Below are 756 nucleotides of genomic sequence, written 5' to 3' on the forward strand. Positions count from 1 at the left end.
ACAACTCTTCCGCGTTGCGAAATGTCGCGCTGTTAGGGCAAGGTGTTATCTACGTGCCTCGTGTATTGGTGTATGAAGATTTAAAGCAGGGCAGCTTGATCCAGTTGTTCAAAGAAGAAACGGCGAAATGCTTGGGTATCTACGCTGTCTACCCATACACAAGGCAGCAACCCGAGAAGATTAAGATCTTCATTGATCACCTATACAACAGCTTCCAAAGTCAAAATCATCGATTTTAAATCAAGTCTACAACGCCATTGGTTACTTTGGTGTTGTGGTTTTGTTTCCACCTTTTCTCTTAAATAATTTATCCAATTTAGCCACTTACACGGTGTTACTCCTTCATCACTTACTTTGATAACAAGACGTTGCGCACACCTGTTAAAGAATGGTTTTGTTATTGTTTCTTTTTGGAAACGATCTGTTTCTTTCGTTCTAACGTCGGTTTGTGAACGCTAAGTTACAGAAAAACAACAGATTAATTACGCTATGTGAGTGCTGGTTAAGGTTTGTACGATTGACCTTGATGGACGCAGGGAAATTGACTGCTTATAGTGAGCCAAACTCAAATCCACACCGTGTTCGGTTGGATGTGAGTGATGCAAAATAACTAGAGATACGGATATGAAACAAAAGCAGCTGATAGAAGAATTTAAAACGATAGTCGGGGAAGAGAATGTCCTGACCGATCAGGTTAAAACCAAATACTACCGCTCAGGTTTTCGCTCTGGTAGTGGTACAGCGCTTGCCGTCGTG

1 protein-coding gene is annotated in these 756 nt (G+C 41.5%); it reads left to right on the top strand.

Translation table 11 applies throughout. The features are described 5' to 3' along the window. Positions 1-239: LysR substrate-binding domain-containing protein (locus R8O11_RS27140; protein WP_318194865.1), on the top strand; the 239-nt coding region annotated here is incomplete at its 5' end. Between the last annotated feature and the right edge of the window lie 517 nt (positions 240-756).

It is taken from the genome of Vibrio sp. 1288 (genome assembly GCF_033344475.1).